The sequence below is a fragment of the Pedobacter cryoconitis genome (assembly GCF_001590605.1).
Taxonomy (GTDB): domain Bacteria; phylum Bacteroidota; class Bacteroidia; order Sphingobacteriales; family Sphingobacteriaceae; genus Pedobacter; species Pedobacter cryoconitis_A.
On sequence record NZ_CP014504.1, the window covers coordinates 5,688,463 to 5,714,374 of the forward strand.

Annotated in this window: 27 protein-coding genes; 13 read left to right on the forward strand and 14 right to left on the reverse strand. The window is 38.0% G+C overall.

All coding sequences use genetic code 11. From position 1 onward, the window contains the following. Positions 1 to 168: 168 nt before the first annotated feature. Complete coding sequence (locus AY601_RS24080) at positions 169 to 2,595, forward strand: outer membrane beta-barrel family protein (RefSeq protein ID WP_068406262.1); 2,427 nt, start codon at positions 169 to 171, stop codon at positions 2,593 to 2,595. A gap of 79 nt (positions 2,596 to 2,674) precedes the next feature. Here AY601_RS24080 and AY601_RS24085 read toward each other — a convergent pair whose 3' ends face one another. Next, the gene (locus AY601_RS24085) at positions 2,675 to 4,306 is read right to left on the reverse strand and encodes an ABC transporter substrate-binding protein (protein WP_068406265.1); all 1,632 of its coding nucleotides are present in this window, start codon (positions 4,304 to 4,306) and stop codon (positions 2,675 to 2,677) included. A 45-nt stretch (positions 4,307 to 4,351) separates the two neighbouring features. Here AY601_RS24085 and AY601_RS24090 point away from each other — a divergent pair, with 45 nt between their 5' ends. Beyond that, complete coding sequence (locus AY601_RS24090; RefSeq protein ID WP_068406268.1) at positions 4,352 to 4,807, forward strand: hypothetical protein; 456 nt, start codon at positions 4,352 to 4,354, stop codon at positions 4,805 to 4,807. On the opposite strand, the gene AY601_RS24095 is transcribed toward AY601_RS24090, so the two are convergent. Further along, positions 4,804 to 5,325 carry an NADPH-dependent FMN reductase gene (locus tag AY601_RS24095; RefSeq protein WP_068406271.1) on the reverse strand — a complete coding sequence of 174 codons (522 nt, stop codon included), beginning with the start codon at positions 5,323 to 5,325 and terminating at the stop codon, positions 4,804 to 4,806. The genes AY601_RS24090 and AY601_RS24095 overlap by 4 nt on opposite strands. A 179-nt stretch (positions 5,326 to 5,504) precedes the next feature. Here AY601_RS24095 and AY601_RS24100 point away from each other — a divergent pair, with 179 nt between their 5' ends. The 5 genes from AY601_RS24100 to lepB are packed head-to-tail and all read left to right on the forward strand — an operon-like array spanning position 5,505 to position 9,839. Beyond that, positions 5,505 to 6,308, forward strand: coding sequence for a ParA family protein (locus AY601_RS24100; RefSeq protein WP_068406272.1), 804 nt, complete (start codon positions 5,505 to 5,507; stop codon positions 6,306 to 6,308). A 10-nt stretch (positions 6,309 to 6,318) separates the two neighbouring features. After that, positions 6,319 to 7,236 carry a ParB/RepB/Spo0J family partition protein gene (locus AY601_RS24105; protein ID WP_068406275.1) on the forward strand — a complete coding sequence of 306 codons (918 nt, stop codon included), beginning with the start codon at positions 6,319 to 6,321 and terminating at the stop codon, positions 7,234 to 7,236. Continuing rightward, the gene (locus AY601_RS24110; protein WP_068406278.1) at positions 7,236 to 7,853 is read left to right on the forward strand and encodes a DUF5683 domain-containing protein; all 618 of its coding nucleotides are present in this window, start codon (positions 7,236 to 7,238) and stop codon (positions 7,851 to 7,853) included. The genes AY601_RS24105 and AY601_RS24110 overlap by 1 nt, the downstream gene beginning before the upstream one ends. 43 nt (positions 7,854 to 7,896) lie before the next feature. Beyond that, positions 7,897 to 8,637, forward strand: coding sequence for a 4-hydroxy-tetrahydrodipicolinate reductase (gene dapB / locus AY601_RS24115; RefSeq protein WP_068406281.1), 741 nt, complete (start codon positions 7,897 to 7,899; stop codon positions 8,635 to 8,637). A gap of 8 nt (positions 8,638 to 8,645) precedes the next feature. Next, a complete protein-coding gene (gene lepB / locus AY601_RS24120; protein ID WP_068406284.1) occupies positions 8,646 to 9,839 on the forward strand; it encodes a signal peptidase I in 1,194 nt (397 codons plus the stop codon). Positions 9,840 to 9,907: 68 nt separating this feature from the next. Here the strand turns inward: lepB and AY601_RS24125 are convergent, their stop codons facing one another. The 7 genes from AY601_RS24125 to rpmB all read right to left on the reverse strand — a co-directional run bounded on the left by AY601_RS24125 (position 9,908) and on the right by rpmB (position 15,675). Continuing rightward, complete coding sequence (locus tag AY601_RS24125; RefSeq protein ID WP_068406287.1) at positions 9,908 to 10,990, reverse strand: Ldh family oxidoreductase; 1,083 nt, start codon at positions 10,988 to 10,990, stop codon at positions 9,908 to 9,910. Between the two features lie 9 nt (positions 10,991 to 10,999). Then, positions 11,000 to 12,586: a bacillithiol biosynthesis cysteine-adding enzyme BshC gene (bshC, locus tag AY601_RS24130; RefSeq protein ID WP_068406289.1), complete on the reverse strand. Its 1,587-nt coding sequence runs from the start codon at positions 12,584 to 12,586 to the stop codon at positions 11,000 to 11,002. Between the two features lie 46 nt (positions 12,587 to 12,632). Then, entirely contained in the window at positions 12,633 to 13,967 is a 1,335-nt protein-coding gene (gene rimO, locus AY601_RS24135; protein WP_068406291.1) for a 30S ribosomal protein S12 methylthiotransferase RimO, read from the reverse strand. Positions 13,968 to 13,999: 32 nt separating this feature from the next. Further along, a complete protein-coding gene (gene ftsY, locus AY601_RS24140; protein ID WP_068406294.1) occupies positions 14,000 to 14,962 on the reverse strand; it encodes a signal recognition particle-docking protein FtsY in 963 nt (320 codons plus the stop codon). A gap of 73 nt (positions 14,963 to 15,035) precedes the next feature. After that, entirely contained in the window at positions 15,036 to 15,197 is a 162-nt protein-coding gene (locus AY601_RS25465) for a DUF4295 domain-containing protein (protein WP_082036098.1), read from the reverse strand. 23 nt (positions 15,198 to 15,220) lie between these two features. Continuing rightward, positions 15,221 to 15,403: a 50S ribosomal protein L33 gene (rpmG, locus tag AY601_RS24145; RefSeq protein WP_008242799.1), complete on the reverse strand. Its 183-nt coding sequence runs from the start codon at positions 15,401 to 15,403 to the stop codon at positions 15,221 to 15,223. 38 nt (positions 15,404 to 15,441) lie between these two features. Further along, a complete protein-coding gene (gene rpmB, locus AY601_RS24150) occupies positions 15,442 to 15,675 on the reverse strand; it encodes a 50S ribosomal protein L28 (protein WP_037437638.1) in 234 nt (77 codons plus the stop codon). 295 nt (positions 15,676 to 15,970) lie between these two features. Between rpmB and acs the strand changes: the two genes are divergently transcribed. Further along, positions 15,971 to 17,866, forward strand: coding sequence for an acetate--CoA ligase (gene acs, locus AY601_RS24155; RefSeq protein WP_068407924.1), 1,896 nt, complete (start codon positions 15,971 to 15,973; stop codon positions 17,864 to 17,866). A 77-nt stretch (positions 17,867 to 17,943) separates the two neighbouring features. Next, positions 17,944 to 18,129 (forward strand): CsbD family protein, encoded by a 186-nt coding sequence (locus AY601_RS24160; RefSeq protein WP_068406300.1) that lies wholly within the window; start codon positions 17,944 to 17,946, stop codon positions 18,127 to 18,129. Positions 18,130 to 18,175: 46 nt separating this feature from the next. Here AY601_RS24160 and AY601_RS24165 read toward each other — a convergent pair whose 3' ends face one another. Beyond that, positions 18,176 to 18,385, reverse strand: coding sequence for a SymE family type I addiction module toxin (locus tag AY601_RS24165; RefSeq protein ID WP_068406304.1), 210 nt, complete (start codon positions 18,383 to 18,385; stop codon positions 18,176 to 18,178). Between the two features lie 162 nt (positions 18,386 to 18,547). On the opposite strand from AY601_RS24165, the gene AY601_RS24170 reads away from it, so the two are divergent. Then, a complete protein-coding gene (locus tag AY601_RS24170) occupies positions 18,548 to 18,685 on the forward strand; it encodes a CsbD family protein (protein ID WP_232324662.1) in 138 nt (45 codons plus the stop codon). 62 nt (positions 18,686 to 18,747) lie between these two features. Here the strand turns inward: AY601_RS24170 and AY601_RS24175 are convergent, their stop codons facing one another. From AY601_RS24175 to AY601_RS24185, 4 genes are all read right to left on the reverse strand, one after another. Beyond that, complete coding sequence (locus AY601_RS24175) at positions 18,748 to 19,173, reverse strand: MauE/DoxX family redox-associated membrane protein (RefSeq protein WP_068406305.1); 426 nt, start codon at positions 19,171 to 19,173, stop codon at positions 18,748 to 18,750. Beyond that, positions 19,163 to 20,194 (reverse strand): hypothetical protein, encoded by a 1,032-nt coding sequence (locus AY601_RS24180; RefSeq protein WP_068406310.1) that lies wholly within the window; start codon positions 20,192 to 20,194, stop codon positions 19,163 to 19,165. The genes AY601_RS24175 and AY601_RS24180 overlap by 11 nt, the downstream gene beginning before the upstream one ends. An 84-nt stretch (positions 20,195 to 20,278) precedes the next feature. Next, a complete protein-coding gene (locus AY601_RS25825; RefSeq protein WP_157288087.1) occupies positions 20,279 to 20,443 on the reverse strand; it encodes a hypothetical protein in 165 nt (54 codons plus the stop codon). Between the two features lie 271 nt (positions 20,444 to 20,714). Continuing rightward, positions 20,715 to 23,648: a M16 family metallopeptidase gene (locus AY601_RS24185; RefSeq protein ID WP_068407926.1), complete on the reverse strand. Its 2,934-nt coding sequence runs from the start codon at positions 23,646 to 23,648 to the stop codon at positions 20,715 to 20,717. An 82-nt stretch (positions 23,649 to 23,730) separates the two neighbouring features. Here AY601_RS24185 and surE point away from each other — a divergent pair, with 82 nt between their 5' ends. The 3 genes from surE to lpxB are packed head-to-tail and all read left to right on the forward strand — an operon-like array spanning position 23,731 to position 25,878. Then, the gene (surE, locus tag AY601_RS24190; RefSeq protein WP_068406313.1) at positions 23,731 to 24,510 is read left to right on the forward strand and encodes a 5'/3'-nucleotidase SurE; all 780 of its coding nucleotides are present in this window, start codon (positions 23,731 to 23,733) and stop codon (positions 24,508 to 24,510) included. Continuing rightward, positions 24,503 to 24,772, forward strand: a complete 270-nt coding sequence (locus AY601_RS24195) for a stationary phase survival protein SurE (protein WP_068406316.1) — start codon at positions 24,503 to 24,505, stop codon at positions 24,770 to 24,772. The genes surE and AY601_RS24195 overlap by 8 nt, the downstream gene beginning before the upstream one ends. Then, positions 24,769 to 25,878, forward strand: coding sequence for a lipid-A-disaccharide synthase (lpxB, locus tag AY601_RS24200; protein WP_068406319.1), 1,110 nt, complete (start codon positions 24,769 to 24,771; stop codon positions 25,876 to 25,878). Before AY601_RS24195 ends, lpxB begins: the two co-directional genes overlap by 4 nt. The last annotated feature ends 34 nt before the right edge of the window (positions 25,879 to 25,912 follow it).

Below are 25,912 nucleotides of genomic sequence, written 5' to 3' on the forward strand. Positions count from 1 at the left end.
ACTTTAATAACCATTTTTTTTAAAGAAATCTTTAATAAATTACCGGTAAATTCCTGCTGTTCACCGGTTATAATTATAATACTGACAAAAAGAATTTTAAATAGCCCGTAACAAAGTTAAATTTGCGGCGACTAAACAACACACACAGAATCACACGACTACTAAACTATGAAAAAACTACTACTACTATTTGTCTTTCTGGGACTAATACAGCAGGTTAATGCCCAATTCACTCTTGGAGGGGGCGCACAAAAGGTCACCATAACCGGAAGGATCAGTGCTGTCATTATTGACTCTGCTACAAAACAACCTGTTGATTATGCAACGATATCCCTGGTGAAGGTTAAAGATAATAAATCGGTTAACGGTGGTGTATCTGATGCTAAGGGGAAAGTTGTATTGCAAAATGTGGCTCCTGAGCAGTATAAATTACTGATTGGTTTTATGGGCTATAAAAGTAAAACGATATTGGTGAAGACTACGCCTGAAAAGCCTGACCTGAATTTAGGGAATATTTTATTAACTGGTACGGAAAGCAATTTGAAAGAAGTCGCTATTGTTGGTAAAACACCGATGATAGAAACTAAAATTGATAAATTGGTTTACAATGCGGAGCAGGATGTAACCACAGCAGGTGGTAACGCGGGAGATGTAATGCGTAAAGTGCCAATGGTGACTGTTGATATTGATGGAAACCCTTCTTTGCGCGGGAGTTCTGCAGTCAGGGTGCTGATTAATGGAAAGCCTTCGGGAACGATGTCAAACAGTGTTGCTGATGCTTTGAAGATGATTCCTGCAGAAGAAATTAAAAGCGTGGAAGTGATCACAAGTCCTTCGGCAAAATATGATGCTGAGGGTGCGGGTGGAATTATTAATATTATCACCAAAAAGAAAACTGCTGAGGGGATAAATGGTAATGCTTCGTTATCAGTTGGTACACGCCAGAATAATGGGAATTTTAGTTTAAATGCTAAAAAGGGACGTTTAGGGATCAGTTCAAGCTTTGGTGGACAATATGCGATTCCTCAGGATACACGGGTTGTTTTAGAAAATGAGGTCTTCAGCCAGCAATCACGTATCTTTCAGGACGGGTTTAGTAAAGCAAAAAGACATGCTTATAATGGAAGTATAGGGCTGGATTATGATATTAATGCTTATAACAGTCTTTCTACGAATATCAAATACAATGATTTTTCGAATGGTGCAAAAGGAAGTTCAAATGTGACCAGCAGTATCATGGATACTATATTGAGGACTTATGTACGTTCTTCTGATAGCAAGAGCAGTTTGAATAACATAGACTGGAGTGCGGATTATAGAAAAACGACCAAAAAAGAAGGAGAAGAATTTACTGTTTCCGGTCAGGCAAGTTTTGGCAGGAATACAACTCAATTCAACACACGCCTGATTAATCCGGATGGATCGGCATTGGCTCCTGATGTCAATGGTGATAACACGGGTAAAAATAATGAGTATACATTACAAACGGATTATGTCTATCCTTTTAGTAAAACAATGTCATTGGAAACCGGTGTTAAAGGAATTCTAAGAGATATAAAAAGTAAGTATCAGAGTAGCGAACAGGATTTTGATTATAAACAAAATGTTGTTGCAGCTTATGGTGTTTTAACCTTTAAACTTGCAAAATTGCTTGATGTTAAAGGTGGTTTAAGAGCGGAATACACTGACATCAGCGGGGTTTCTGGTTCCTCACTTAATTTCAATAATAATTATACGAATTTGTTTCCAAGTATAATCGTCTCCAGGACACTGAAGGGGAATTCTACGTTGAAACTGAGTTATAACACCAGGATGCAAAGACCAAGTTTGTCTTATCTGAATCCTTTCTTAAACAGGAGTGACCCGGAAAATCAGCAGCAGGGTAATCCGAATTTAAATCCTGAAATCAGTGATATTGTGGAGCTTGGTTATTCGACCTTCATTAAAGGATCTGTAATTAATGCTTCTATATTTTACCGTACTACTACGGACGTAATTGAGAGTCTGTACTTTCCTGATCAAAAGCTGACTACTTATGCCAACGTAGGTAAAAATAAATCTTACGGTGCCAATGTGTTTGCGACCTATAATCCATTACCTAAATGGACTTTGATGGGGAATTTTAGCTTAAATACGTATGATTTAAGAAATTCACAGACAAATCAGAGTACTGGTGTATTTGTAAATTACTCGGTATTTGCCAGGTCTGCAATCTCTTTTAAAGGTGGATGGAATACGGAGATCTTCGGGGTGTACAATGCATCAAGAAGGACTTTTCAGGGTACTTCGGGACCAATGGCCTTTTATGGTGGTGCGTTCAAGAAAGAGATCATGAAAAAGAAAGCAACAATTGGTATCAATGTATTGAATGTCTTTTCAAGAGATCTGCATATTCATAATGAAAATACAGGAGCTGATTTTCGCCAGAATATGAATATTTATTATCCGTTAAGATCTTTTGGGGTTAATTTTAGTTACAAGTTTGGTAAGGTTACTTTTTCTGCTCCAAAAAAGAAAAAAGGGATTTCTAATGATGACTTGAAACAGGATGAAGGTGCTGGAGGATTAGGCGGAGGTGCCGGGCCGAAACAATAATCCCCATTTATTATAAAAGAAATAAGGTTAGCTTTTTCAATTTGTAATCCTTCAAAGATTGCGACTGAAAAAGCTAACCTTATTTCTTTTTAACCCGTTTCAGGATCATTACACTTAATGGATTAATTGGATAGCCGCTGATGTTATTTTGAAGCATGGTCACTGACTGATCATATAAAATAGGGACAATGGAGGCGTTTTCTATAACCATGTTATCCATTTTTTGATATAGTATGTAACGTTTTTTTGCATCATTCTCATAATAACTTTGTTCAAATAAGCGATCAAATTCTTTATTGAAATATCCGGTATAGTTAGGTCCATAGGGAACCCGGTTTTTGGAATAGAAAACAGAGAGGTAATTTTCTGCATCCGGATAATCGGCAATCCAGGAACCCCTGAAGAAATTGACTTCATTCTTAGACATCAATTCTCTTAAGCTGGAACTTGGTGTAACGTCAACCTTGATTTTTATGCCCAATGCGTTTAATTCACCCTGTATAAATTCGATCAGATCTTTGTACGTTGTAGAAGTACTCAAGGTGACTTCCGGCATCCCTTTTCCATGGGGGAAGCCTGCTTCAGCCAATAACTGTGCAGCTTTTACAGGATCGTAATGGTAACCTTTTACTTTAATACTGTCAAAGCCAGGCATGCCTTTAGGTACAAAACCAGAGGTTGCAGGAGTCCCTGTGCTATTGCGCAAATATTTGATCAGCTTGGCTTTATCTATGCCATAATTAATGGCCTGCCGTACTTTTTTAAATCTTAAAGGTGAATTTCTGACAATGGATTTTGAGGTGTCTACTAGTATCCCAACATATTCCGTACATAGATAGGCCCCTTTGATTAACTGGAATTTCCCTTTATACTTGCTGGTCATATGGCCGCTTTTGGTTAAAATATCATCACGGTAGCTTCCATCAACACTGTAAAAGAAATCGAGATCTTTTTTGATAAAGGACATGAACGCGCTTTGTTTGTCTGTGATGAACGAGACTTTAACGGCATCCAGGTAAGGAAGTTTTTTTCCTTTGTCTTTCTCCCAGTAATTTTCATTTTTCAATAGCACAAGAATTTCTTCTTCTTTCCAATATTTAAAACGGAAAGGCCCTGTGCCTATCGGATGGCTCCTGAAATCTTTTCCATAATAATCTGCTACTTCATGTGGTATAACTACACAGTATTGTGTAGTCAGGAGGTTGAGGAATGCGGGGAAGGGTTTCGTTAAATGGATAATTAACGTAGTATCGTTGAGTGCCTGGAAGCTGTTTTTGTTTTTCACCTTGTCGCTAAAGATCCAGCCTCCGGAAGAAGCTACTTTAGGATCTGACAAACGGTTAAAGCTATAGGCAAAATCTGCAGCAACAACTTTTCTTCCTTTTCCATGGATGAAAAGGGGATCATCATGAAAATATACATCACTGCGCAGATGAAAAGTATACTGGAGCCCATCCGGGGCTACTTCCCAGGATTTGGCGATTGCAGGAACCGTATTTAGTGCACTGTCTGCCTGAACAAGGCCATTGAAAAGCTGGTTCATCATCCATATTGCAGGCTGATTACGTGCAAAAGCGGGATCTAATGAAGTCAGGCTCTGGTCAAAATTCAGGTTAAAGACTTTTTTATCGTTGTCCTGTGTACCGGAATGGCAGCTATAGAGCGTAATCAGGCATAAAGTGTAAAATATATTTTTTATAATTCGGGGCATCAGATCAGGAATATTACTTTTGCACAAAGTAATAAATTAATCGATATGTCTTTTTTAAATGCACTTATAAATAATGTTGGGGATGAAACGCTGCGCGAAGATTTGCAGGAGCGTGTGGATATTATTCTGCATAAGATTAAATTTATGGACAAAGTGCCCGTCATATGCCTGGATACCAATAATACACCTAACCACGTTTTGAACGTGCTCCTTGAGACTGTTGGTGGCGAAGTGCTTGAAATTGTTGAGCAAGCTAAAGTACTGATCTATCATCAAACCAATACTGGTATGGGGCAATTGATGGGAATGGTACCTGCTCTTTTAGAAAAGGAGTGGCCTGCGGTAGCTTATAACCGCGTTTATCTGATGGAAGACACTTCTGCCTTTTTGAGTGATCCTGTATCCTTTGTAGAGGCTATGGAAGACATGGCAGAAATGCTTTATCCTGGTTATTTTATTTTTGGTAATGAAGGGAAAAACTGGACATCCTTCGCTGTTTAGTAAGCAATAAGCTTGTCTATCTGCTGTCCCGTAAATTTTAAAGTATCTTCTTTATAGAAATTACCGTGCTCGTCCAACTCAGTTTTGATGACCGGAATATGTAAGCGCAGCGGCAGGACGTTCAGGTGCAGATAGCTGCATACGCCGCCAAAATGATCAATTCCTCTGATATTGCCATATTTACCAGATGAAATCCCAACCAGGCAGGCTTTTTTATCATAAAAACTGTCCGGAAAGTCACAAGCATCTATCAATGTTTTCAAAACACCAGGAAAACTTCCGTTGTATTCAGGAATAATGAATACAAATTTTTCTGTTGCCGTAATTTTTTCTTGTATCTTTTTAAATTCCGGAGATCTTTTTCCGTATAAATCGGAAATGATTAATTCAGCGGGAAGATCTGTCAGACTTAGTATATTAGCCTCTTGTCCTTTTTTAGCGAGCGTGTCTCTATAATATTTTGCGACTTTCAGCGTATTGCTATCAGGTCTGTTTGTGCCGGAAATGATCGTGATCATGTAAAAATTGTTAATAAGATGTTTAAAACAGTCTATTGTTTAACACTAATATTGTCATTTAGTTTGTATCTTAGCTAATTGTTAAAAAGCCCCTAAATGTAGGTAAAAATAGCGTTTTATACCTAAAGGATCTAATTCACAAATTCTCAGGAAATAATTGGTAATTATTAAAAAGATAAATGAGTAAAATTATTGCATTGGCAAATCAGAAAGGTGGGGTAGGTAAAACAACTTCATCTATAAATTTAGCCGCCAGCCTGGCCGTATTAGAATACAAAACTTTATTAGTAGACGCAGACCCTCAGGCCAATTCAACTTCAGGAATTGGGTTTGATCCAAGAAGCATCAAAAATAGTATCTATGAATGCATCATTAATGATGTAGAACCATCTGAGGCTATTCAGAAGACGGAAACGCCTAATCTTGACTTATTACCAGCACATATCGATCTGGTTGGGGCAGAGATTGAGATGATCAATCTGACCAACAGGGAGTATAAAATGAAAGCCGTTCTGGAGAAAATTAAAGACCAGTATGATTTTATCATTATTGATTGTTCCCCTTCACTGGGCCTGATTACAATCAATGCTTTAACCGCTGCGGATTCTGTTATTATACCGGTTCAATGTGAATATTTCGCATTGGAAGGACTTGGTAAACTATTGAATACCATAAAAATTGTACAAAACAGGTTAAACCCTGAATTAGAGATTGAAGGTATTCTGTTAACGATGTACGATGTACGTTTACGTTTATCTAACCAGGTTGTAGAAGAAGTAAGAACGCATTTCCAGGAGCTTGTATTTGATACAATTATACAAAGAAATACCCGTTTAAGTGAAGCACCAAGTTATGGGATTTCGGTCATCATGCATGATGCAAATTGTAAGGGAGCAATAAATTATCTGAACCTTGCCCGTGAGATTGTCCGTAAAAACGGATTGGTCAAAGAAAATCAGGGTTTGACTTCTGCAACTATTTAAATATAACTTAATGACATCGTTTCAGCGAAAAACAGGTTTAGGTAGAGGATTAAGTGCTCTTTTAGATGATTCGGATTCGGCTCATCCACAAAAGAATGCAATTAACCCGGTCAGTGAAACTGAACAGAAAACGCAATCAGGTAATATTGGCAATATCAAAATCAGTGATATCGAGACCAATCCTTATCAGCCGCGTTCTGAGTTTGATCAGGTTGCATTAAATGAACTGGCTGATTCCATTAGGGTACAGGGGTTAATCCAGCCGATTACTGTCAGAAAAGCTGCAGCAGGAAATTATCAGTTAATTTCAGGAGAGAGGCGTTTAAGAGCGTCTAAACTAGCTGGGTTGACGGAGATCCCTGCCTATGTCCGGGAGGCCAATGATCAGCAGATGCTGGAAATGGCCCTGATCGAGAATATTCAGCGTGAAAATTTAAATGCAATTGAAGTTGCACTGAGCTTTCAGCGTATGCTGGAAGAATGTAACCTGAAGCAGGAGCAGTTGGGAGAGCGCGTTGGTAAAAACCGGTCAACAGTTACCAATTACCTGCGTTTGCTAAAATTACCCCCTGCAATACAGATCTCGATCCGTGATCAGAAAATCTCTATGGGACATGCACGTGCGCTGATTAGTGTGGAAGAAACAGACAAGCAATTGTTTATCCATCAGGAAATTCTTGACAAGGGGCTTTCTGTACGTAAAGTGGAAGAACTAGTTCGCAGTATCAATAGTCTTCAGCTGAAACCTAAAAATGCAAGACAGCCATCAGGCGTGTCTTTCGAATATCAGAAATTACAAAAAGACCTGGCTTCAAGATTTGCGACTAAAGTGAAACTTAAAGTTGGTGAGAATGGCAAGGGTGCAATTGAAATCCCCTTTGTCTCTGATGATGACCTGAGCAGAATATTAGAATTATTAGATTGGTAATGCCAAAAAACCTACTGTTATCGGTCTTGTTTTGCTGCACTGTTTTTGCAGTTAGCGGACAGGAAAAATTTAGTGTAAAAGGTGATAGTCTTAAACGTACTCCGGTTAAAGCGGATACGGGTTATGTAAATCTTGGCCGTATTGCTGGCAGAAAGGCAGCAATCAGATCTGCACTGATCCCAGGCTGGGGACAGTATGGAAATGGATTAACTGTCTATCGCGGTATAAAAATAGCTGCAATTTATACAGGTGGTACATTACTGGCTATATCTTTCATTCAGAATAACAATAAATATCACGAATACCTGACTGAGCTTCAGTTCAGGGCAGCAAATAATGACCAGCCTACACAAGGTAGCCCGCTTGCGAATATCAGTACTGCGGGACTAATAACCGCAAAAGATGTATACCGGAGAAATAAAGAAGTTATTATTTTCTCTTTCGCAGGTTTATATGTCGTGAATATTGTTGAAGCTTATGTGGATGCAAGACTTTCCTATTTTGATATAGGGGATAACCTGGCTATCAAGATTTCTCCTACTGTAATCGGTACACAATCACTTATGTATGGATACAATGCTTTCAACCCTGGTCTCAAAGTCGCCTTCAGATTTTAATTTCAATATGATTTACCAACCATCTTTTTTAAAATATAAATAAATGAATATAGCTTTAATCGGTTACGGTAAAATGGGTCAGATCATTGAACGTTTTGCTATAGAAAGAGGACATGAAGTTGTCCTGAAAGTAGGCATAGATAACCTGGCCGACCTGACTGTGTCTAATTTAAGAAAAGCAGATGTAGCCATAGATTTCAGTACGCCTGATGCTGCTATTAATAATATATATACTTGCTTTGATGCAAATGTACCTATCGTTGTAGGTACAACGGGCTGGTATGGGCAATTGCAGGAAATAAAGGACGAATGTCTGCGCCGTAACAATACACTGTTATACGGGTCTAATTTCAGTATTGGGGTTAATTTGTTTTTTCATATTAATGAAGTGCTTGCAAAAGTGATGAACAATTACCCGGTATATGAAGTACAGGTAGAGGAAATTCACCATACGCAGAAACTGGACTCACCAAGTGGTACAGCTATGACGCTTGCAGAAGGAATTATCGAAAATATGGACCGTAAATCTGAGTGGGTAAATGAACTGGATGGCAATCCTGCGTTAGAAGTACTTAAACAAGAACAAGTTTTGATCGCTTCGCAGCGGATTGAAAATATACCAGGTACACATACAGTGATTTATAGCTCAGAAGTAGATGAAATAGAATTGAAACATACTGCGCATAGCCGTGCTGGATTTGCATTGGGTGCAGTAGTAGCTGCTGAATGGCTGCAAAATAAACAGGGATTCTATAATATATCTGATATATTTAATTTAAAATAACAAAACATATGAATTGGAAGTTCTGGCAAAAGAATAATACTGAGCCGAAAAAGAAAAAGACCAAAAGCAGAGAATGGTTTGATGCCGTTGTTTTCGCTGTAATTGCCGCAACTGTTATCCGCGTATTTTTTATTGAAGCTTATACTATTCCTACGGGTTCCATGGAGAAGTCGCTGTTAATCGGCGATTTTTTATTTGTAAGTAAAGTGAATTACGGTGCAAGGATACCTATGACCCCGGTTGCTTTTCCTTTCGCACACCATACGATGCCTGTGACGGGAACAAAAGCTTATTATGATGGCATACAATGGAAATACCGCAGACTACCTGGAATGCAGGATATCAAAAGGAATGATGTCGTAGTTTTTAACTTTCCGGATGGTGATACTGTAGCATTAGAGGCTCAGGATAGAGATTATTATGACATGGTACGCGCAGTTGGTAAACAAGCGATTCAGAACCAATATACAATTGTCAGCAGACCAGTAGATAAAAGAGAGAATTATATCAAACGCTGTATTGGTATCAGTGGTGATATCTTAAGTATGTCAAATGGATTGGTTACGATCAATGGTAAAGCTGAACCCATGAAAAATACCGGACAAATCGACTATATGGTGAAGTTTAAAACCAGTGATGTCAATTTCCAGGTATTTGAAGAAATGGGCTTTGTGATTGACAGAGACATCAGTGCTTTATCTCAGGATACCTATAATTTTGTGGGTACACCTATAATGATGGATAAAGTAAAGAAACTTGATTTCGTTGCTGCTGTGAATACACGGACTGCGGCACCAGGAGCAGTTGAAGCGAATGTATTTCCACAAGATCCAAACAGAAAATGGAATGCTGATAACTGGGGCCCTATTCAGATTCCTAAAAAGGGATGGACTGTAAAGCTGGATAGCGTATCTATGCCTTTGTATCAGCGTGCAATTTCTACTTATGAAGGTAATAAAGTAGAGAAAGTTGCTGGTGGATGGTTAATTAATGGGGTGAAAACTGATAGTTATACTTTTAAAATGGATTACTTCTGGATGATGGGAGATAACAGGCATAATTCACTGGATTCAAGATATTGGGGATTTGTACCAGAAGATCATATTGTAGGAAAGGCTTTATTCATCTGGATGAGTTATGACACCAATGGTTCTTTCTTTAGTAAAATCAGATGGGGCCGTTTATTTAATGGTATTCATTAAGCCAGGATTTATAATCAGGTATTAATAATAGAAAGGGTTGCTATGTTTCTGACATGGCAACCCTTTCTTTATAACCGGCTAATTTGTAATTTATCTGCCAGTTCGTTCAGATCGTTTACAATTGGTTCGACTAAAGGAATTCCAGCTATCCTGCGCTCTTGTTCAAATGCATATTCAGGTTCTCCCGGAATAATTACCCGTTTGGCGGGATCGATGGTTTTAGCATTTTGAAAGCGCTCGATCCAGTTATCCAGGTGATCCTTGAAATCTTGTGCAGGACGAAATCCATCTATGCGCATTGCGCCGAAGAAATGACCTAAGCCTTCTCCTACAGGATTTGCTGAAGGTTCAAGAAAAGCTACAAAAGGAGGCACCCACGGGCCATAATTAGCTCCTGAGAGTACTGCTGTTAAAATATCAACAGTTGCACTTAAACCGTACCCTTTATGACTACCATGGTCCTTATCACTTCCCAGTGGCAATAAAGAACCACCATTTTTCAGTGCATTGGGATCTGTTGTTCCCTGACCATCTTGATCTTGTGCCCAGCCATCAGGAATTGGCTGGTTTGCGCGTTGTGCAATTTCCAGTTTTCCATTTGCAGCTGCTGCGGTTGCCATATCAACAACTACCGGAGGATATTTGCCAGCAGGAAAAGCGTAACACATAGGATTTGTCCCTAATAACCTCTCATTGGCATAAGTAGGAGCAACCAATGGACTTGCATTAGTCATACTAATACCGATCATATCTTTTTCTACAGCCAGTAAAGCATGATAGCCGGCAATACCGAAATGATTGGAGTTCTTTACTGCAACCCATCCGCTACCGTATAGCGCAGCTTTTTCCATCGCTATTTTCATTGCGAAAGGAGCAACTACCAGGCCAAGGCCAGCATCGCCATCTACAGTGGCTGTGGTTGGCGTTTCATGTACTACCCTGATATTTGGGGTTGCATTAATTCTTTCTTTCTCCCATAAGCGGATATAACCGCTTAACCGGGCTACGCCATGAGAGTCTATTCCTCTGAGATCAGAGCGTAACAATACGTCTGTGGCGAGATCTGCATCTGTGGCAGAACAGCCCATTCTTAAAAAGACGCTTTTGGTAAAATTCCGTAAACGCGTCTCTGTAAAAGTATGAAAGGTCATTTGATTGAGTTAAGCGTATAAAACCGTAAATTTATAATCGAGCGGTTTGAATGCAGCTAATAAACCCTCAATAAAATCTTCTCCGTAAAGAACATACATCGGTGCAATATTCAGTACACGTTCCTGCAGTACGCCTGATGGAAATAATTTATTTTTTAGGGTATCAATTTGCTGTAAAGAGGTAGTGTGCTTTCGCTTTTCAGCTCTCAAAAGTTTTTTTTCCAGGTTAGTGACCAGTTTTAAAGCTTTTGTTTTAGCAGCTTCGGCAGACATAGAAAGCGTTTTATCTATTTTATAGGAGTTTAACTTAATCTGATCAAAAACAGCTCTTATGGCACGTTGCTCATCGTCCAGACAAAGAGAGTCACCAACATGTGCTTTGATCCACTGGTTTTTCAATTGCTCGTCACTATCAAATAAAGTGATCGGACTGATATCCAGGATTTGCATTTTTCTGGCACTTCTATCGTCTATAACTAACGCTGAATTTCTTAGGATCAGGATAGGATAAGGGATTTTATAGAAATCAAAATTCGCTTTTAATTGTAACCAATACGTCACTTCAGCTCCACCACCAATATAAGCAAGGTTAGGCAGAATTAATTCCTGGTAAACCGGACGCATGACTACATTGGGACTAAAACGCTCAGGATGGTTGTCTATTTCTTGCTTTAAAGTTTCTTTTGTGAAACTGATTTCGGTGTTCAGGACCTTATATTCGCCATTTTCTTCTACAATACGTTCACGAAGCTGGTTGTCCATATAAAAGAAATTGATCTCTCTTGGATTCACCTGGGGTTTATAACCCTTTGCTTCTAAAGCCGCACTGCTTGTATTAATCTGTGCAAAACTGTTTTGCTCAACAATATCCTGGTAGACAATTGGTGAAAACTGCGCTTTTAATGTGGCATCATCCGCATCCACACAAACTAAGCCTTTTTTACCAAATAAGGTATCTACGAGTTCGCGTGTCGCATCAGAAAGCGTTTTATTGGAAGTATAGGCCTTTTCAACTATTTGTGAAAATTCAGTACCGTTTTTACTAATACCCAGATAGCCTTTGTAGCCAACAAGTGCTTCCGTAATATCAGCAGTCGTTAATCTGCCGGTAGCACCAGCAGCGTTTTTTTTCCAGGTCAGCATTTTATCCTCTACTTTCACATGATTGATTTCTTCAAAATCATGATCCTCTGTAGCCATCCAGTAGACAGGCACAAAGTTATAATCAGGAAAACGTTGTTTGAGGTCCGCCGCCAGTTTAATCGCAGTAACGATTTTATAGATAAAATAAAGGGGGCCTGTAAAAATATTTAGCTGATGACCTGTGGTTATGGTAAACGTACGGTCATCAGCTAATAAGTTGATATTTTCAAGAACTAAAGCAGAAGGCCGTAAATGCTGATACTGCTTGTGCAGGCTGTTTACTAATAAGCTGCGGTCACCAGAATATTTCCGGTCCCCGATTGCTTTTTTAAAACCTTCTAAAGTAGGGGAGTGCTTATAAAAAGACTCCAGATTATCCTTTCCATCTATGTAATCCAATACAATGGATGAAAAAGCGTGTGTTTGCTGATAAGAGATGTACTTGGCCTGCATTGCTACGAAATTAAGTTAATAAACCATAATTCAGCAAAACGCAATATTATTTTACAATCTGTCCATATAGATCAAAATCCTCAGCACGGTCAATTGCGACATTTACGAAGCTGCCATTTGCAGCATAACCCGTGTTAGCATCGATTAAAACCTCATTATCAACTTCAGGAGAGTCAAATTCAGTACGTCCGATAAAGAAATCACCCTCTTTACGATCTACCAGGACTTTGTAAATCTGACCTACTTTATCCTGGTTGATTTCATAAGAAATTCCTTGTTGTAATTCCATGATCGCATCAACACGTTCTTGTTTTACCTCATCAGGTACATCATCGACTAAATTATGTGCATGCGTTTTTTCTTCATGAGAATAAGTAAAACAACCTAACCTGTCGAAACGGGTATCTTCTACCCAACGTAACATTTCTTCAAAATCCTGTTCAGTTTCACCAGGGTAACCGCAAATCAGTGTGGTACGCATCGCAATTCCAGGAACTTTATCCCTGATCTGGTTAACGATATCAATAGTCTTTTGTTTCGTGATTCCACGGCGCATAGACTTTAGCATATTATCAGTGATGTGCTGTAAAGGCATATCCAGATATTTACAGATGTTTTCTCTTTCGTTCATTGCATCCAGGATTTCCATTGGGAATCCTGAAGGATAAGCATATTGTAACCTGATCCATTCGATACCATTAATATCAGAAAGACGTCTTAACAATTCGTCCAGATTACGTTTACCGTAGATGTCCAAACCGTAATACGTTAAATCCTGAGCAATCAGTATTAATTCTTTAGTTCCGTTAGCAGCTAATATTTTTGCCTCTTTGACTAAAGCTTCCATTTCAGTCGATACATGTTTACCACGCATCAAAGGAATCGCGCAAAAAGAGCAGGGACGGTTACAGCCTTCTGCAATTTTAAAATAAGCAAAATGTGAAGGTGTGGTTAATAAACGTTCTCCAATCAATTCATGCTTATAATTTGCACCTAATGAGTGTAATATATTTTGCAGATCGTTAGTACCGAAAAAGGCATCAACGTTTTTTATTTCTGATTCCAGTTCAGGCTTATAGCGTTCAGAAAGACATCCCGTTACAATTACTTTACTGATTTTGCCTTCTTCTTTTAACTGACTGTATTGAAGAATAGTATCAATAGACTCCTGTTTTGCATTGTCAATGAAGCCGCAGGTATTGATGACAATGATATCATCCTTATTGATGTCATTAGCTTCATGCACTACATTTAAGCTATTCCCTCTTAATTGTCCCATCAAAACCTCAGAATCGTAAATGTTTTTGGAACAACCCAGTGTAATTACGTTAATTTTTGGTTTCTTAACAGGGATAATTTTAGAAGTCGTTTTCGTATTCATCTTGTGTGTATATATTGCTTTTAAAAGATGGCTTATTTAAACAGGCCGTCAACAAAAGCTTTTTTATCAAATAATTGAAGGTCATTCACACCTTCGCCAACCCCAATGTATTTAACAGGGATTTTAAACTGATCAGAAATACCAATGACTACACCACCTTTGGCTGTGCCATCCAGTTTAGTAATTGCCAGTGCATTTACATCTGTAGCTTCTGTAAACTGTTTACATTGCTCAAATGCATTCTGTCCGGTTGAGCCGTCAAGTACCAGTAAAATCTCATGTGGTGCATTAGGGATTACCTTCTCCATCACTTTTTTGATTTTTCCCAGTTCGTTCATCAGCCCGATTTTGTTATGTAACCTTCCGGCTGTGTCAATGATCACTACATCTTCTCCGTTAGCAACGGCAGATTGTATGGTGTCAAATGCAACAGACGCCGGATCAGAACCCATTGCCTGGGCTACTACTCTTACATCAATGCGTTCGCCCCATAATTTAATCTGTTCAACAGCTGCAGCCCTGAAAGTATCTGCAGCACCCAATACCACTTTCAGCCCTTCAGCTTTAAGTTTATGGGCAAGCTTGCCAATGGTGGTAGTTTTACCCACACCATTCACACCAACTACCATGATTACATAAGGTTTATGATCACCGTACTCGAAATTACGGAAATCATTGCTGTTATTTTCAGCCAGTAAAAGCTGGATTTCATCGCGGAGGATCAGATTCAATTCTGAGGTGGACAGATATTTGTCTTTTGCCACCCTGTCCTGAATCCGGTCAATGATTTTTAAGGTAGTAGTTACACCAACATCAGAAGTAACCAGTACTTCCTCCAGATTATCCAGTACATCATCATCAACTGTTGATTTTCCGGCAACAGCTTTCGTGATTTTGTTAAGGAACCCGTTTTTAGTTTTCTCTAAACCTTTATTTAATACTTCCTGAGCTTCAGGAGCAGTTTCCTTTTTCTTGAAAAAATCGAATAGTCCCATAGAAATGTAGATGAAAACAAAAAAAGCCCTCCCATAAATATAGGGACGGCTTTAATATCATTAAATATTAAAATTACTTGCCTTGTCCAGCAATAGCATCTTTAACGTGATCGTTATGAACGATAACTTCTTTGAAAGAATATGCACCAGATTTTGGTGATTTAGTCATCGTAATAACTTTTGAATATTCTTTACCTTTACCCGTTTTAAGGGTTGCAACTACCTTTTTTGCCATGATCTAAATAGATTGGAAATGTATTACTTAATTTCTTTGTGTACAGTTACTTTCTTCAATACCGGATTGAATTTTTTCAATTCTAATCTCTCAGTAGTGTTTTTACGGTTTTTTGTAGAGATATATCTAGACATACCAGGCATGCCGCTAGTTTTATGCTCTGTACATTCTAGAATAACTTGTACTCTGTTACCTTTTTTTGCCATTTTATTAATAATTTAGTTGATTCACATCAACAATGTTTTTACAAAAATCCTTTTTTTACGAAACGGTTAATAGCTTCAGTAATACCAATTTTATTGATGGTTTTGATAGCTGAAGTAGAAACTTTCAGTGTTATCCAACGGTCTTCATCAGGAATATAAAATTTCTGAAGTTGTAAGTTGGGATAAAACTTACGTTTAGTTTTAACGTTTGAGTGAGAAACATTAAAACCACTCATAGCCTTTTTTCCGGTTAAATCACAAACTCTAGACATGCCTTTAATATATATTGTTAAATTGTTCTTCGCTTAATTTTTTAAGAGTGTGCAAATATCACGAAAATATTTGTAACGATCAAGAGTCCATGTGATTATTTTTCAAATTTTATGGATTAACTCTTGTTGCTCTTCCGGCAAAGATACATAAATAGCCCACAAACACGAATCTTGCACTATTCATTGCGTTATTACGCTGTATGGTAACGAACTGACAACATATATTTTGCTATAATAATCTTTTGACTACCTTTCAAATAATTTATATTAGCTTAAAATTATTACCAAATATATGATGCAAATCAAATCTTTAGCCGAGTACGAGGAAACCTATAAGTTCAGTGTCGAGCATCCAGAAGAATTCTGGGCTGGAATAGCAGAAAAATTTCTATGGAAAAAGAAATGGGATAAAGTCTTATCCTGGAATTTCACTGACCCACAGATCAAATGGTTTGAAGGTGCGAAGTTGAATATTACTGAAAACTGCCTTGACCGTCACCTGGAGAAAAGTGGTGACAAACCTGCGATTATCTGGGAGTCGAACGACCCTGAAAAACCAAGTGTGACGCTGACGTATAAGATTCTTCATGAACAAGTATGCCGGTTTGCTAACGTGCTAAAGAAAAATGGTGTAAAAAAAGGTGACCGTATTTGTATTTATATGCCGATGGTGCCAGAACTTGCTATTGCAGTACTGGCCTGTGCACGTATCGGAGCAGTCCACTCTGTTATATTCGGTGGGTTTTCTGCTAAATCAATAGCTGACAGAATCAATGATTCAGCTTGTAAACTGGTTATTACTGCAGATGGCTCTTTCCGTGGAAGTAAACAAATTCAGCTGAAAGAGGTTATTGATGACGCTTTAATCGGATGTCCGACAGTAGAGAAAGTGATTGTCCTTACCCACACACGTACTCCTGTTTCGATGCTGAAAGGCCGTGATTTATGGTTTGAAGATGAGATTAAATTGGTAGATACTATTTGTCCTGCCGAAGAAATGGACGCAGAAGACATGTTGTTTATCTTATATACTTCAGGGTCTACCGGAAAGCCAAAAGGTGTAGTACATACCGTAGGGGGCTACATGGTTTATGCAGGGTACACTTTTGCCAACGCATTTAATTACCAGCCAGACGAAGTATTTTTCTGTACTGCCGATATCGGCTGGATTACCGGACACTCTTATATTGTTTATGGTCCGCTTTCACAAGGTGCAACGACTTTGATATTTGAAGGGATTCCTACTTATCCTACACCATCAAGATTGTGGGAAGTCGTAGAAAAACATAAAGTTAATATCCTCTATACTGCTCCGACTGCCATCCGTTCATTAATGAGTTTCGGCAAAGAACCTTTAGAAGGAATAGACATGAGCAGCCTGAGGGTTTTGGGCTCAGTAGGAGAGCCTATCAATGAAGAAGCATGGCACTGGTTTGATGAAGAGGTCGGTCATAAAAACTGCCCTATCGTAGATACCTGGTGGCAAACTGAAACTGGTGGATTAATGATTTCTCCAATTGCTTTTGTAACCCCATTAAAGCCGGCTTGTGCAACGCTGCCTTTACCAGGAATTCAGCCCCTGCTGGTTGATGAAAATGGAAAAGAGATTGAAGGGAACGGCGTGAATGGTAATCTTTGTATTAAATTCCCGTGGCCAGGTATATTGCGTACTACTTATGGTGATCATGAAAGATGTAAACAGACTTATTTCTCGACCTATCCGAACCTTTATTTCACAGGTGATGGCTGTATGCGCGATGAAGATGGGTATTATAAAATCACTGGAAGGGTAGATGATGTCATCAATGTTTCAGGACATAGAATTGGTACGGCCGAAGTAGAGAATGCAATCAATATGCATGCTGGTGTAGTTGAAAGTGCTGTTGTCGGGTATCCTCATGAGGTAAAAGGGCAGGGGATATATGCTTTCGTAATCTATCCGAAGCTGCACGATGAACCTGAATTAACCAAGAAAGATATTCTGCAGACAGTAACCCGTGTAATCGGTGCTATTGCGAAACCAGATAAGATTTTATTTGTAACTGGCTTGCCGAAAACACGCTCAGGGAAGATCATGCGTAGAATACTTCGTAAAATTGCTGAAGGGGAAACTACGAATCTTGGGGATACAAGTACATTGTTAGATCCTGGAGTTGTAGAAGAAATCATTGCTTCTGCACAGCAATTGTAAAGAATCATACCCTTCAAAACAATTTTTAAGCTTCGGCTGTTCCTTATCGAAACGATCATTAATTTAAAACAAATACTATGGACAGTTTAGAGTTAAAAGGAAAATGGAATGAGTTAAAAGGTAAAGTGAAACAGGCCTACGGAGATCTTACAGAAGACGACTTGAAACATGAAGAAGGTAAAGACGATGAACTTTATGGTAAATTACAGCAGAAAACAGGTAAAACCCGTGATGAAGTAATCACCTGGTTAAAATCTTTATAGAATTATATAGAAAAGGGCTCCTCAAACTAGTTTGAGGAGCCCTTTTCTATTTTGCCAGATCGATAACCAATGCGTTATTAACCATAGTAATATTTACTCTCTGATCTGGAGTGAAACCGATTTCACTAAGCCAATGGCCTGAAAGTTTGATTTCGGGGATTATTGTCCGGCTCCGGCGATTAATTCTTATAATGGATTGGATTTTTAAGCTTCTGCTCCATGGCAGGCTGCTTATACTGGTATCTGTTACTTGCATAGCTCTTTTGATATATTTAAACACTTAAGGTAAATATACTTTCTTTAAGTTAAATTTTTGTCTAAAGTTATAAACAAAATAGCCGCTCCGGATTTTCAAAACGATCATTAATTTAAAATATATACTATGGATAGTTTAGAGTTATAAGGAAAATGGAATGAGTTGAAAGGTAAAGTAAAGCAGGCAGATGGAGATCTTACAGAGGATGATTTGAAACACGAAGAAGGTAAAGATGATGAGCTTTACGGTAAATTACAACAGAAAACAAGTAAGATCCGCGAGGAAGTGATCACTGGTTGAAATCTTTATAATTCAACCTGATAAAAATAGAAAAAGAGAAGTCTGAAAAGGCCTCTCTTTTTTTATTTTAGAATAACTGGCTTTTTAACACCCACCAGTATGGCGGCAGCTGACATTACTGTAAATACAGCATTAAAAATAATATGTGTTGGATAGGACATTTTACCTAGTATACCTCCGCATGAACAAGGGATATTTGTATAAAGAAAGTAAAGTGTACTTAAATATAATGTAAATAAGAGCATGACAAAAAAAGAAAGAAATAGTCCGGCTTTCCTTGTTAAAGTAAAGCTCAGTAAAACTACGATCAGGAATTCAGTGCCGAGTACCATAGGCGCCAATAAGGTTTTATCGTATTTTACCAGTAAAGGTGATTTGCTGAGGTCTGAAAGAAATAACTGATAATCCATAGCCTTGAAAATCCCTGCATAAATAAAAAGTATACATAAAAGTATAACTACGGCAGTTTGGATATAATTACTTTTCATAAATATTGAGCTTGAAAATTAAGATGTTATTCTCATATACTGCTATCAGTTTGTCAGCATAGCGGGCCAGTTGTATGACAGGTCTGTTTTCGAAACCAGGCAGTCTGAAGCTACCTTCATAATTTCCTGTTTTTGTATGGTATACATCTATTGCAGGGCCCCGGTATCCACTGGCTGCTGCATCCTGTGTCAGTACGTAAGATAGTATATAAAGATATTTGGCATCAACAGCAGCTGTAGAATTAATTACAATAGATTTACTTGAACGCGTATATATCTTTCCGGTCTTTACTGTAATGTTGCCGGATTTTGTTTGATCAATGGTATGAAATGAAGATATTTTATTAAGCTGATCATCGTATTTGATAATTTTTCCATTATAAAACGGGATGTAAAAATGTTCATGCGAATGAAGGTTCCTGACAAAAAATCCGTCTGCTGAAAGTCCGCCGTCTTCGAAGAAAGGAAATTGATGAAGTACAGAGTCTTTACCTGGGAATGAGAAATTTCTGAGTTTTAACTGCAAGATTTTTTTTGTAGTATCATAGTCAGAAGAAAGAAAAAAGTTGTTCTCTAAACTGTCTCCGGACACTCCTTTATTATTTTTTCGAAAAAGAATACTGTCAATCTTATTTTTATCCGGCTGGTAGGTAATTACCTTATTACCTGTGTCATCAAAAATATAAAATTTATTAGTAATTGTGTCAATTTCCAGTCTGGTGACAATATTTACCGGCAGGTTTTTCTTTGCAAAAAAGGTGTCAGTTTGATGACTGAAAGAATTATAGCGGAATATGCTGTTTTGGTTATATACATAACCATAGATATTACCCTGATCGGCCTTCATGATGCTTACCCTGCCAGGAAAAAGAATAGTATCAATAGGAAGCAATTTAAATTTATGATAGTCTCTTGTGAAATTCGCATAAATCCTGTCTGGTTCAGCATGCCTGATTAAAATATACATAATCAGAATTGCACTGCAAAAAAGTGCAGAAAGTATAAGCAGGTTTTTTTTCATAAAAAAGAAGGCCGCGCAAGCGGCCTTTTTGTTTTAAAATTTAGAGCGCATTAAAATTTACGATAAGTATTTTCTGTTTTTGAATTAAGGACAGATTTGAGTTTTAATACCCCACGCCCCGGTAGAATTGCATTTGATATCCGGCTCACAATGGCAGAAAGCTGCTAATTTTGATTGATTGGCTTTAACAGCAAAAGCGGTGAAAGTGCCTGCAATAAGCACCAGTGAAAGTAAAGCTAGTTTTTTCATAGTTTTGTTTGTTTTAGGTTATTGGTTTGAAAATAATAGTTAACAAAAGTAAATCTGATAGTTTTTCAGTAGAATATTTGTCTAATTGTTAGTTTAAATTTATTCATTTAGTTCGTGTTAACTAATTTAAAGAAATTTTTTACACTTCCAATTTTTTTTCATTTAAATTTTTTATTTATGTGTGTTGTAAGACAGGGTCTTAGGTCTGAGATTAGCTAAAAAAAAAGAGATGCTAAAAGCATCTCCTTTTGAATAAAATATTAAATTTAACTTAATAACCGAATATTTGTTCCAGTGTAAGTGTATTCAACTTACCAAATTTCTCTATATCCTGCGTTTTTACTTTTTTATCAGAAGCTACTATACAATAGTTATAGGGCTTATTGGCTACCTGGCTAGTATGAAAAGCTTTGATATCTGCGAAAGTTAAAGGCTGTAAACCTTTATACTCATCGATTCTGGAATCATGATCAAGACCTAATCTCTGATCAGCATAATAATGATCGATAATTGCATTTTTGGTGATCCTTGAAGTTTCTAAAGAGTTTAAAGTATTAGATCTCGATGACTGAAAGTTTTTCTCAGACTCAGGTAATACATTCAATAGCTCATTCATTGCACCAACAGCATCATTCATTTTATCTGCCTGACTCCCTACATAAGCAATCATTGAATAGTCTTTTTCTTTTTTATCCGGAGCTGAATAATACGCATAAGTTGAATAGGCTAAAGCTTTGGACTCTCTGATCGTCTGAAAAACTATAGAACCCATGCCACCCCCAAAATAGCTGTTAAACAGGTCAATTTTAGCCGCCTCCGAAGGGTTGTAAACACCACTGTTTCTTATCCAGCGAATTTCGGACTGTACCATATCATAGTTTGCGAAATAAACCTGGTTGTCCTTATGATCAGTGTAAACAAACTGCTGCGCAGGAGCTGTTTCAATGAAAGCTTTAGGCAAGGCATGAGCTTTTTCAATGTTTTTAGTGAACACCTCAATTGATTCAGGACCATAATAATTTATAGAATGCTTAGTTTCATTGATATGGTGTAAAACGTCCAATAATTGTGCAGAAGTTAGTTGTTGTACCTCTTCATTGGATAAAACAAAATTAGTCGGATTTTTTGGACCATACTGCGCGTAACTCATCAGGCCGGAAAGTATTGCACTCTTGTTGAGCTTTGTATTCTCCCTTGATTTAAGAATACTGCTTTTCATCTCTTTCAATGCCTCCTCATTTGCTTTACAATTTGCAAACACATGTTCGACTAAATTTACCGCCTTGTCAAAATTCTCCTGAAGGCCGCTGATTTCAATCGTAGTTACCTCATTTTTTACAGAGAATGAATAATTACAAGCAATGTTATAGAACTGCTTGCTGATCTCTTCTGCAGTATATTTATCGGTACTTAAAAAAGCAAGATATTTTGCAGCATAAGGCATTAATTTAGAATTCCAGGCACCCATGTCAAAACGATAGGTCAAGTTGAAAATGCTGTTCTCTTTATTTTGAACAGTTACTACATCAGCAATACCAGCTTTGCCGAAGTTCAGATCCTTCTGGTAATCAAGGAATCTTGCTTCAATAGGCTTTGAAGGTGTATCCAGTAAGGTTTTGGTGAAAACAGAAGTCTCATTTGTATTCGTTTTAACCGGAGTGATTGCCGGTTTATCTACCTTTTGAATACTCTTGTCTTCTCCTTTATGTTTCAAAATAACCACATAATTATCCTTGAAGAACTTGTTCGCAAAATCAACAACTTCTTTCTTGCTGATTTTAGCCATCTCATCAGGATTTCTTAATGATTTGTCCCATTTCGTTGCACGGTTTGAGATAAACTCAGTGGTGACTGCTTCTACACGGAAATCATTTTTATCGAATGACTCTAACAAGCTTAATTTACTATTGGCAACTGTTGCCTTAATCAGACTCTCGTTAAAATCACCTTTTTTTAATAAAGTAAGCTGATCTAGTAATAATTGTTTGGCCTGATCCAGTGACTGGCCCTCTTTAGGTTGGGCAACTAAAAGGAAAGTACCATAATCTTTCATCTGCTGATAACCCGCACCCGCATTTAATACTTTCTGTTGTTTGTTTAAATTAATATCCATTAAACCAGCTTTACCATTAGCAAGAATGCTGGAAATTAAATCAAGCATCATACTTTCCTTCGTATTTTCCGCATACCCTCTGTAACCGATTCTAACTGCTTCGGCACTTGGGCCATTGATATTGGCAGTCTGAATTTTGGTTAATGGTTTTTCAGCAGCAGGATTGTATAATTCAAGAGGTTTTGCTTTCATATAAGAGAAAGACTGATCCACCTTTTTAATCATCTCATCGGCTTTAAAATCGCCAGAAAGAATAACAGCCATATTATTAGGAACATAATATTTGTTATAATACTTGCGGATTTCTACCAGAGAAGGATTCTTTAAATGTTCAATTGTTCCGATGGTAGTTTGCTGTCCATAGTTATGCGTAGGGAACAACAAATCATTCATCTTCTCACTGATTTTCCAGGAATCATTGTCAAGTCCGCGGTTTTTCTCCTCATAAACAGCTTCTAGTTCTGTATGGAAAATACGGAATACTGGGTTGCGGAAACGTTCAGCCTGTAAAGCAAGAAATTTATCAGTCGCATTAGCAGGTAAATCTTCATTGTAAACAGTTTCCTCATACCACGTATGTGCATTTGTCGACTGTCCGCCGATAGATTTCATCATTTTATCATACTCATTTGCAATAGAGTAATTAGAAGCTTCACCAGAGGTTTTATCTATTTGGGCATAGATTTCTTTCCGTTTAGCAGGATCAGTTGTTGCATGGTATTTTTCATATAATCCTTCTATTTTGTCCAGTAAAGGTTTTTCTTTAGCATAATCCAGCGTACCAAAGCGGTCGGTCCCTTTAAATAAAAGATGCTCCAGGTAGTGTGCTAATCCAGTAGAAGTACGCGGGTCGTTATTGCTACCAGCTCTCACAGCCATACGAAATTCGATGCTAGGTTCCTTTGCATTTTCAGAAAGAATTACTGTGAGACCATTTTGCAAAGTATAAAAACGGGATTTGGTAGGATCGTTGGTCACATACTTATAAGTATATCCACCAGAGGATGCCGTTTTCCACTCATATCCCACCTGCGCCATTAAGGACGATCCAGCAAGGATAAAGCAGGATAAGAGTAATAGTTTTTTTTTCATGTTTAATAAGTTATGACCAAATATACTTTTGAAATATGAGAAACTAGTTATATATATCCTATAATCTTGTACTTTTACCCCCATGAAGAAAGAGCAATCCAGACCCAATATTTTAGTAGTAAATGATGATGGTGTTACCGCGCCAGGTATCAGGAATCTGATTGAAGCCGTTAAGGAATTTGGTAATGTTGTAGTGGTCGCCCCCGATGGGCCACAGTCAGGAATGGGACACGCAATTACCATTGGAAAGCCCTTGCGTTTTGACAGGGTACACCTGTATGAAGGCGTTGAAATGTATAAATGTTCTGGTACACCTGTTGATTGCGTTAAACTTGCAGTAAACAGAATATTTAAAGGTAAGAAACCTGACTTGTGTGTTTCAGGTATTAATCATGGATTGAACAATTCCATTAATGTTATTTATTCGGGAACGATGTCAGCTGCTATGGAAGGTGCAATTGAAGGCATTCCTTCTGTTGGTTTCTCTTTAGATGATTTCTCTGAAGAAGCTGATTTCAGTCACTGCATTAAATTTGTTAAAACAATAGTCCGCCAGGTACTTGATCATGGTTTGCCACAAGCTACCCTGCTGAATGTTAATTTCCCTAAAGGCGCAGACCTGAAAGGAATTAAAATTTGCAGACAAGCAAATGCAAAATGGGCAGAAGAATTTGATGAACGTAAAGATCCATATGGCCGTCCTTACTACTGGTTATCCGGAGTATTTCAGAATAACGATAAAGGAGAAGATACAGATGTATGGGCATTGGAAAATGGTTTTGTATCGGTTGTACCCGTTCAATTTGATTTAACAGCACATCATGTAATTCCAATATTAAACTCATGGACATTTAATGATTAATCAGATTAAAGACAATGTATGGGTAGGTTTTGGAATCGGTATTTTCCTTCCGGGAGTACTGCTTTCCATCGTCTGGTTTATTATGCACCAGATAGCCTACCTCGCTAAAGCAGACCTGTTGCTGATTGGCTGTATTGCCGTGAATGCTTTACTGCTGAAGTACTTTTTTAAGGTGAATAAAGAAAATACCGGGAGAGGCGTATTAGGTGCAACATTTATATGGGGGATGCTTTTCTTTTTCTATAAAATATCACAATCATGAAATATTATCTTGTAGCCGGCGAAGCTTCCGGAGATCTCCATGGAGCTAATTTAATGAAGGCGCTGAAGGATCAGGATCCTGAGGCTGAATTCAGATATTTCGGCGGGGATAAAATGAAAGCAGAAGGAGGAACGCTCGCAAAGCATTATGCAGAGATGGCATTTATGGGCTTTACAGAAGTACTGCTTAACCTGAGGACGATATTCAGGAACTTAAAGACCTGTAAAGAAGATATCCTGGCCTATTCGCCCGATGTTTTGATTCTGATTGATTTTCCTGGCTTTAATTTAAAGATTGCTGGTTTTGGAAAAGAGAAAGATATTAAAGTGTGTTACTATATTTCTCCAAAAGTCTGGGCGTGGAACCAAAAGCGGGTACTGAAGATAAAAAAAGTAGTTGATAAAATGTTTTGTATCCTTCCATTTGAGGTAGATTTCTACAAAGGCTGGGGGATGAAGGTGGATTATGTAGGTAATCCTTTACTGGATGAAAAAGCTTCCTTTATACCAGATCCGGATTTCCGGGTACAACATCAATTCAATGAAAATAACATAATTGCTTTGCTTCCGGGAAGCCGTAAGCAGGAAATAGAACGCCTGTTGCCTGCAATGCTCAGCGTTACTGAACAGTTTCCAGCTCAGCAATTTGTTGTTGCGGCAGCACCAGGATTTCCGGTAGTTTATTATCAGCAATTTATTGGCGCAAAAAATGTAAAGCTCGTTTTCGGAAAAACCTATGATCTGCTTCATGTGGCAACAGCAGCTGTTGTGGCTTCAGGCACTGCAACTTTAGAAACTGCTTTATTTCATGTACCACAAGTGGTGGTTTATAAAGGAGGGACAATTTCTATTGCAATTGCAAGAATGCTGGTAAAGATCCGGTTTATATCTCTGGTGAATTTGATTATGGATAGAGAAGTAGTCACTGAACTGATTCAGGAGGATTGCAATACCGTGAATATTACAGACCAGCTGCACAGGGTGATTGAAGGGGCGGGGAGAACGAAAATGATGGAAGATTATAAGGAATTGTCGGTCATTATGGGCAAACCCGGAGCTTCTGCCAGGACTGCGTCACTGATTTCAGCATTTCTGCTAAAAGGTTAAATAAAATATCTGCCTTGAGACCTTCATGGCAGAT

What these genes read in the sequence shown, in the direction of transcription:
- AY601_RS24185 (WP_068407926.1), bottom strand. Translation starts at nt 23,648, where the DNA reads ATGAAAAAAAAACTATTACTCTTATCCTGCTTTATCCTTGCTGGATCG.
- AY601_RS24080 (WP_068406262.1), top strand. Translation starts at nt 169, where the DNA reads ATGAAAAAACTACTACTACTATTTGTCTTTCTGGGACTAATACAGCAG.
- AY601_RS24110 (WP_068406278.1), top strand. Translation starts at nt 7,236, where the DNA reads ATGCCAAAAAACCTACTGTTATCGGTCTTGTTTTGCTGCACTGTTTTT.
- acs (WP_068407924.1), top strand. Translation starts at nt 15,971, where the DNA reads ATGCAAATCAAATCTTTAGCCGAGTACGAGGAAACCTATAAGTTCAGT.
- AY601_RS24195 (WP_068406316.1), top strand. Translation starts at nt 24,503, where the DNA reads ATGATTAATCAGATTAAAGACAATGTATGGGTAGGTTTTGGAATCGGT.
- rpmB (WP_037437638.1), bottom strand. Translation starts at nt 15,675, where the DNA reads ATGTCTAGAGTTTGTGATTTAACCGGAAAAAAGGCTATGAGTGGTTTT.
- dapB (WP_068406281.1), top strand. Translation starts at nt 7,897, where the DNA reads ATGAATATAGCTTTAATCGGTTACGGTAAAATGGGTCAGATCATTGAA.
- bshC (WP_068406289.1), bottom strand. Translation starts at nt 12,586, where the DNA reads ATGCAGGCCAAGTACATCTCTTATCAGCAAACACACGCTTTTTCATCC.
- AY601_RS24095 (WP_068406271.1), bottom strand. Translation starts at nt 5,325, where the DNA reads ATGATCACGATCATTTCCGGCACAAACAGACCTGATAGCAATACGCTG.
- AY601_RS24180 (WP_068406310.1), bottom strand. Translation starts at nt 20,194, where the DNA reads ATGAAAAAAAACCTGCTTATACTTTCTGCACTTTTTTGCAGTGCAATT.
- AY601_RS24085 (WP_068406265.1), bottom strand. Translation starts at nt 4,306, where the DNA reads ATGCCCCGAATTATAAAAAATATATTTTACACTTTATGCCTGATTACG.
- AY601_RS24090 (WP_068406268.1), top strand. Translation starts at nt 4,352, where the DNA reads ATGTCTTTTTTAAATGCACTTATAAATAATGTTGGGGATGAAACGCTG.
- AY601_RS24125 (WP_068406287.1), bottom strand. Translation starts at nt 10,990, where the DNA reads ATGACCTTTCATACTTTTACAGAGACGCGTTTACGGAATTTTACCAAA.
- AY601_RS24165 (WP_068406304.1), bottom strand. Translation starts at nt 18,385, where the DNA reads ATGCAAGTAACAGATACCAGTATAAGCAGCCTGCCATGGAGCAGAAGC.
- rpmG (WP_008242799.1), bottom strand. Translation starts at nt 15,403, where the DNA reads ATGGCAAAAAAAGGTAACAGAGTACAAGTTATTCTAGAATGTACAGAG.
- AY601_RS25825 (WP_157288087.1), bottom strand. Translation starts at nt 20,443, where the DNA reads ATGAAAAAACTAGCTTTACTTTCACTGGTGCTTATTGCAGGCACTTTC.
- AY601_RS24160 (WP_068406300.1), top strand. Translation starts at nt 17,944, where the DNA reads ATGGACAGTTTAGAGTTAAAAGGAAAATGGAATGAGTTAAAAGGTAAA.
- AY601_RS24175 (WP_068406305.1), bottom strand. Translation starts at nt 19,173, where the DNA reads ATGAAAAGTAATTATATCCAAACTGCCGTAGTTATACTTTTATGTATA.
- rimO (WP_068406291.1), bottom strand. Translation starts at nt 13,967, where the DNA reads ATGAATACGAAAACGACTTCTAAAATTATCCCTGTTAAGAAACCAAAA.
- AY601_RS24105 (WP_068406275.1), top strand. Translation starts at nt 6,319, where the DNA reads ATGACATCGTTTCAGCGAAAAACAGGTTTAGGTAGAGGATTAAGTGCT.
- AY601_RS25465 (WP_082036098.1), bottom strand. Translation starts at nt 15,197, where the DNA reads ATGGCAAAAAAGGTAGTTGCAACCCTTAAAACGGGTAAAGGTAAAGAA.
- lpxB (WP_068406319.1), top strand. Translation starts at nt 24,769, where the DNA reads ATGAAATATTATCTTGTAGCCGGCGAAGCTTCCGGAGATCTCCATGGA.
- lepB (WP_068406284.1), top strand. Translation starts at nt 8,646, where the DNA reads ATGAATTGGAAGTTCTGGCAAAAGAATAATACTGAGCCGAAAAAGAAA.
- AY601_RS24100 (WP_068406272.1), top strand. Translation starts at nt 5,505, where the DNA reads ATGAGTAAAATTATTGCATTGGCAAATCAGAAAGGTGGGGTAGGTAAA.
- ftsY (WP_068406294.1), bottom strand. Translation starts at nt 14,962, where the DNA reads ATGGGACTATTCGATTTTTTCAAGAAAAAGGAAACTGCTCCTGAAGCT.
- surE (WP_068406313.1), top strand. Translation starts at nt 23,731, where the DNA reads ATGAAGAAAGAGCAATCCAGACCCAATATTTTAGTAGTAAATGATGAT.